Raw genomic sequence first — 5,013 nt, forward strand, 5'->3', positions numbered from 1 at the left:
AGGCGCAGGGCCATCTGGTCGGCCAGGCCCCGGATGCGCGCGGCCTCCTTGCCGGAGAGGTCGCGGGGCGGATGCGGTAGCACGGCGCGGTTGCCCAGAAGCTGCGGACCATCGCCCGAGAACACGACCTCCAGGTCAGGGGTCTCGGCGAGCGAACGGGCCGCGTGGGCCAGGGCGCGCTTGAAGGGTTCGGTCGGGCTTTCGGGCTTGGAGGCCATGGCGACTGGGTTACCGGCGTCCGGCGGCGAAGACAAGGAACGGCGCGCGGTCAAGCCGCGTTGATTTTCCGAACGCGCCAGATCGGCGCCTACGGAGGGAAACCGTCATGCTCAAATGGGCCATCATTCTCGCCATCGTCGCCATCATCGCCGGCGCCCTGGGCTTCACCGGCGTGGCCGGCGCGGCCGCTGGCGTCGCCAAGCTGCTGTTCTTCCTGTTCCTGATCGGCTTCGTGATCATGCTGGTGCTGGGGACCACGGTGTTCAAGGCGGTCAGCGGGCCGAAGTAGGGGCTGAACGATTTCTCCTCCCCCTCAGGGGGAGGTGGCCCAGAGGGGCGGAGGGGCAGCTCGGCCTATGCGGAGCCGCCCCCTCAGTCGCTCCGCGACAGCTCCCCCAGCGGGGGAGCAGAGGCGCTGTCCTCACTTCACCCCGTAGGCCGCCGCCTGGCGATCCACCAGCGCCACCAGGTCGCCCATGGTCAGGTTCGCGTCGATCAGGTGCAGGCCCCAATCCTTCAGCGTGAAGCCCGCCACCACGATGTCGCCGGCGATATCGTCGGCGCGCGGGTCGGCCGGGTCGGCGTTGATCTTGACCGACAGGTAGGTGAAGTCGCCCTCGCTGACGCAGCGGGCCGAGATCAGGCCGGGCATCGAGACGAACGGCGTCGTCACCGTCAGACCCTTGGCGAATGGCTTCGGGGCCTGGCCCTCGACCGCGCCGAAGCCCTTGCTGCTCAGATACGAATGCAGCGGCGTGTCCTCGGTCGAGGGTTTGCCGGCCAGCAGGGCTGCGGGGTTCACGCAACCGGCGCGATGGCCCTCGGGATCGGTCTTGCCAAACCGGCTGTTGGCCGGCGGCGGGCTGGTCGCGCGGAACGAGACGTAGGTGACGAGGCACCCGGCCTGGTCGGCCTTCTCGCACAGCGGGATCGAGCCGTACTTGCCGGCCGCGTCGACGGGCGTGTTCATGCCCAGGATCAGGGCCGAGATCATCTGCTTCTGGGCCGGCTGGCCGTCGATCTCGGCCTTCAGCAGGTTCAGCAGGACGCGCGAGCCCTGGCTGTGGCCGATCAGCACGACACCCCTTGGTTGGTTATTGGGGCCCTTGTTCTCGTGGGCCAGGTACCAGCGCCAGGCGTCGCGGACGTCGTTATAGGCCAGCTCGCCATCGCCGGGAGAGCGTCCGCCCAGCATGGCCGTGCGCAGGGCGGCCAGGGTGACCTGCCGGTACATCGGCGCGAACACCCGGCACTTGGAGGAGAAGCGCGCCAGCTGCTGGTCGACCACACGCTTCTCGGCCGGGTCGATGACCATGTCGCTGTTGCCGCCCGGATCGGTCGAGACCGTCGGATAGACATAGAAGCAGTCATAGGCGGGCGCGGCCGCGGCCTTGAAGGTCTCGGTCGAGGTCTTGCCGTCGGCCTGGATGATCGTGGTGGTCTGGTCCGAGGCGCAGGCGTCCTGGCGGCCGGGCAGGCACAGCCAGGTTTCAGGCTTGGCGTAGTCGTTGGGCGTCGTCGGCGTTGGCGTCGGTTGGGCGCAGGCCGACGCGGCCATCGTCAATACCGCCGCCAAGCCCATGGCGGCCAGCCTCATCCCGGTCATGCTCTTCCCCTCGGACAGCGTTCGAACGCTCGTTTGGCGCCGAGGATGACCGGAAAGACGCGGCCGCGCCAAGGGGAGATTTCAGAGACCGGGGACGATCGCCTTCAGTCGCGCCTCGCCGGTCAGGGCGCTGGCGCGGGGAGGGGGGCCGCCCGGCGGTCCCATGCCGCCTGGCGGCGGCCCCGGCGGAGGTCCGCCGCCCGGTCCGCCGGGAAGGTCGGGGCCAAAGCCCCGGTCTTTCCAGTCGGCGCGAGGATCGACGGCGACCGTCAGGGCGATCTCGTAGGCGTCCTTGCCTTCCTTGACCGCGGCGACCATGGCCTCGCCGCCCTGCAGGGCGATGCCATCGTTGCTGTTCAGCGTGTCGCGCTTGCGAGGGCGCTTGTAGGCCGGGACGTTCTCGTACAGGTACTCGCTCAGCGCGTCGGGCACGAAGAGTTGGCAGGTCAGGGCCGTCCGGGCGTCGAGGAAGACCTTGGCGTGGATGTGCGGGGTCCGGCCCTCGTACCAGCCTGGCCAGATGGTCCGGAAGACGGCGACGCCGCTGGCGTCCGTGAGCTGGCCGCCGCGCAGGAAGGTCTGGCCCTTGGTTCCGGCTCTCCGGTCGTCGCCTTGGCCGTCATAGCCCGAATAGAGCCCCGAGGCGTCGCAGTGCCAGATCTCGACCCGCGCGCCCCGGATCGGCGCGCCGGTCTGGTCCAGCACGGTCATCCGCACGCGGGCCGGGACGCCCGGTCGGCCCTCGGTGATCTCCGAGCGCAGCAGCTTGGGATCAAACCAGTAGGGGCCTTGCGTGACCTGGGGCGTCAGCACAAGGGCGTCGGCATGAGCTGGGCGGGGAAGGGCCGCCGCTGGCGCGAGAGCGGCCAGGGCCAGAACGCGGCGGCGATTGGTGGAGAACATCTGAGGCATACTTGGCCTCTAACCGCGGATTGGGGGCGAGCGTATTGCCCCTTTGAAACCCGCGGTTATTCGGCGTTTAGAACAGCCAGCGACGCGGATACTTGTCGCCGAGACGCCGCGCCTCGCCGGTCTTGAGGCCAAGGTCCCGCATACGATAGGCGACGAGTTCGTGCAGGGCCTCGACCGGCTCATGGCCGTCCACGGGGCTGGAGGCGATCGCCCCCTCGGCCTGGGCCAGATCGGTGGCGGCCCATTCAGCCTGGGCCCGGTCGGCCTTGCCGACGGCGAAGTAGTGGCGCACGGGCGCGCGCTCGCCTGGGACCTCGACCATGACGCCGATGACCCAGCCTTGAACGATCAGATCGGCGTCGGGACGCTGGCGGAACATGGGCGGGATGTAGCGTTGGCGAGGCGGGATTCAAACCCGGATCTCTGGCTGTTTCCGTCTTGGCATGTAACGTCAGGGTGATCGTAAGCGTGATCGTCAGGGGGAACGCCGATGCGCGCCATGGTCTTGCTGGTGATGATGGTTCTGCTCGCGACATTCGTGCGCGCGGAAGAGAGCCGAACCCTGTTTCTTCCCGCCGGACGCGCCGAAAGTCGTCTGCTTGAGAGCGCTCGCCGACACGTCGCCCGTGGCGAGACCGACCAGGCCATGGCCATCTTCGCCGAGCTGATCGAACGCCAGCCCGACTTCGCCTCGGCGATCACGGAGCGGGCCTTCCTGCGTGAGAAGCTTGGCGACCTAGCCGGCGCCAAGGCCGATTACGAGCGTGTCTTGGAACTAGCGCCCATGCGGGAGAAGTCCTGGAGCCATACAGCTTGGATTCGGGCCTTGATGAAGGCCGACTTGGAGGAGGCGGCTCGCCGCTGCGACCGCGCCCTGGCGATCTCTCGATCTCTGGATGCTATTGATAGCTGCCGCTTCGTAGCCTTCCAGCGCGGCGACTATGCGACGGCGTCGGCCCTCTACGACGAGGCTCTACGAGTTTCGCCGCGTTCTGATTCGAGCCGGTACATGCGCGGCTTGACCCACCTCAGGCAGGGGCAGGAGGCCGAAGGGCACGCCGACATCGCAAAGGCTCTGAAGGGAACGCCCTCTCTGGCCGAGCTTTGGGCAAAGCGGGGCGCGCCCGCGCCCTAGCCGATCAGCTGGAACCCCGCCTGGCTCACCAGGCCCAGCACCAGCCAGGCCGAAAGGCCCAGGACGACGACACTTGGGGAAATCCGCAGCCCGCGTTTACGCCGGGGGACGGGGTACTCACGCACGAACGACATCACGGCCTCCATGCTAGCGAAGCCGTAGCCTAACGCCGATGACGGCTTTCCGATCCGCCGGGCTCGTCGAATCCGGTGGATAGGCGGTGGATAGAAAGAGAATGGATAGAAAAAGGGCGGAGCCTTTAGGCCCCGCCCTCATCCGTTTCAGCTATTGGCTGACAGAACTTCTTAGAAGTCCATGTCGCCCATGCCGCCGGGCATGCCGCCCGGAGCGGCGCCGGCCGAGGCCTTCTTCGGGGCTTCGACGATCGCGGCTTCCGTGGTGATCAGCAGGCCGGCCACCGAGGCGGCGTTCTGCAGAGCCGTGCGGACAACCTTGGCCGGGTCGATGACGCCGTCGGTGACCAGGTCGACATACTGTTCGCTCTGGGCGTTGAAGCCGAACGAGCTGCTGTCGTTTTCCAGGATCTTGCCGACCACGATCGAGCCTTCGACGCCGGCGTTCTCGGCGATCTGGCGGATCGGAGCCTGCAGGGCGCGACGGACGATCGCGATGCCGGCGGTCTGGTCGTCGTTGTCGCCGGTCAGGCCAGCCAGAGCCTTGGAGGCCTTCAGCAGAGCCGTGCCGCCACCCGGGACGATGCCTTCGTCGGCGGCCGCGCGGGTCGCGTTCAGGGCGTCGTCAACGCGGTCCTTCTTTTCCTTCACTTCGACTTCGGTCGAGCCGCCGACGCGGATCACCGCGACGCCGCCGGCCAGCTTGGCCAGACGCTCTTGCAGCTTTTCCTTGTCGTAGTCCGAGGTGGTTTCCTCGATCTGGCGCTTGATCTGGGCGATGCGGGCTTCGATCGCTTCCTTCTCACCGATGCCGTCCACGATCGTGGTGTCGTCCTTGGTGATCGAGACCTTCTTGGCGCGGCCCAGCATGTCGAGCGAGACGTTCTCGAGCTTGATGCCGAGGTCTTCGCTGACGACTTGAGCGCCGGTCAGGATGGCGATGTCTTCCAGCATGGCCTTGCGGCGGTCGCCGAAGCCCGGAGCCTTGACGGCGGCGACGCGCAGGC

The 5,013-nt window shown here is 67.8% G+C and carries 7 protein-coding genes and 1 pseudogene; 2 read left to right on the plus strand and 6 right to left on the minus strand.

From position 1 onward, the window contains the following. A pseudogene (locus DI526_RS22995) lies at nt 1-218 on the minus strand (cobaltochelatase subunit CobT); the annotation flags it as partial. A gap of 107 nt (nt 219-325) precedes the next feature. Between DI526_RS22995 and DI526_RS23000 the strand changes: the two are divergent. After that, nucleotides 326-508: a DUF1328 family protein gene (locus DI526_RS23000; RefSeq protein ID WP_304283258.1), complete on the plus strand. Its 183-nt coding sequence runs from the start codon at nt 326-328 to the stop codon at nt 506-508. 132 nt (nt 509-640) lie between these two features. Here DI526_RS23000 and DI526_RS23005 read toward each other — a convergent pair whose 3' ends face one another. The 3 genes from DI526_RS23005 to DI526_RS23015 all read right to left on the minus strand — a co-directional run bounded on the left by DI526_RS23005 (nt 641) and on the right by DI526_RS23015 (nt 3,116). Beyond that, entirely contained in the window at nt 641-1,816 is a 1,176-nt protein-coding gene (locus DI526_RS23005) for a DUF3089 domain-containing protein (RefSeq protein WP_304283274.1), read from the minus strand. A 90-nt stretch (nt 1,817-1,906) separates the two neighbouring features. Further along, nucleotides 1,907-2,737, minus strand: coding sequence for an intradiol ring-cleavage dioxygenase (locus tag DI526_RS23010; protein WP_304283261.1), 831 nt, complete (start codon nt 2,735-2,737; stop codon nt 1,907-1,909). A 67-nt stretch (nt 2,738-2,804) separates the two neighbouring features. Then, a complete protein-coding gene (locus DI526_RS23015; protein WP_304283263.1) occupies nt 2,805-3,116 on the minus strand; it encodes a hypothetical protein in 312 nt (103 codons plus the stop codon). Nucleotides 3,117-3,227: 111 nt separating this feature from the next. Here DI526_RS23015 and DI526_RS23020 point away from each other — a divergent pair, with 111 nt between their 5' ends. Further along, nucleotides 3,228-3,872, plus strand: coding sequence for a tetratricopeptide repeat protein (locus DI526_RS23020; RefSeq protein ID WP_304283266.1), 645 nt, complete (start codon nt 3,228-3,230; stop codon nt 3,870-3,872). Here DI526_RS23020 and DI526_RS23025 read toward each other — a convergent pair. Both DI526_RS23025 and groEL read right to left on the minus strand, forming a co-directional pair. Then, a complete protein-coding gene (locus DI526_RS23025; RefSeq protein ID WP_304283269.1) occupies nt 3,869-4,006 on the minus strand; it encodes a hypothetical protein in 138 nt (45 codons plus the stop codon). The genes DI526_RS23020 and DI526_RS23025 overlap by 4 nt on opposite strands. Nucleotides 4,007-4,177: 171 nt before the next feature. Further along, nucleotides 4,178-5,013: chaperonin GroEL (gene groEL, locus DI526_RS23030; protein WP_304283271.1), on the minus strand; the 836-nt coding region annotated here is incomplete at its 5' end.

Source organism: Caulobacter segnis, assembly GCF_003243465.1.
GTDB classification, from domain to species: Bacteria; Pseudomonadota; Alphaproteobacteria; order Caulobacterales; family Caulobacteraceae; genus Caulobacter; species Caulobacter segnis_A.

What these genes read in the sequence shown, in the direction of transcription:
- DI526_RS23005 (WP_304283274.1), bottom strand. Translation starts at nt 1,816, where the DNA reads ATGAGGCTGGCCGCCATGGGCTTGGCGGCGGTATTGACGATGGCCGCG.
- DI526_RS23015 (WP_304283263.1), bottom strand. Translation starts at nt 3,116, where the DNA reads ATGTTCCGCCAGCGTCCCGACGCCGATCTGATCGTTCAAGGCTGGGTC.
- DI526_RS23010 (WP_304283261.1), bottom strand. Translation starts at nt 2,737, where the DNA reads ATGCCTCAGATGTTCTCCACCAATCGCCGCCGCGTTCTGGCCCTGGCC.
- DI526_RS23025 (WP_304283269.1), bottom strand. Translation starts at nt 4,006, where the DNA reads ATGTCGTTCGTGCGTGAGTACCCCGTCCCCCGGCGTAAACGCGGGCTG.
- DI526_RS23020 (WP_304283266.1), top strand. Translation starts at nt 3,228, where the DNA reads ATGCGCGCCATGGTCTTGCTGGTGATGATGGTTCTGCTCGCGACATTC.
- DI526_RS23000 (WP_304283258.1), top strand. Translation starts at nt 326, where the DNA reads ATGCTCAAATGGGCCATCATTCTCGCCATCGTCGCCATCATCGCCGGC.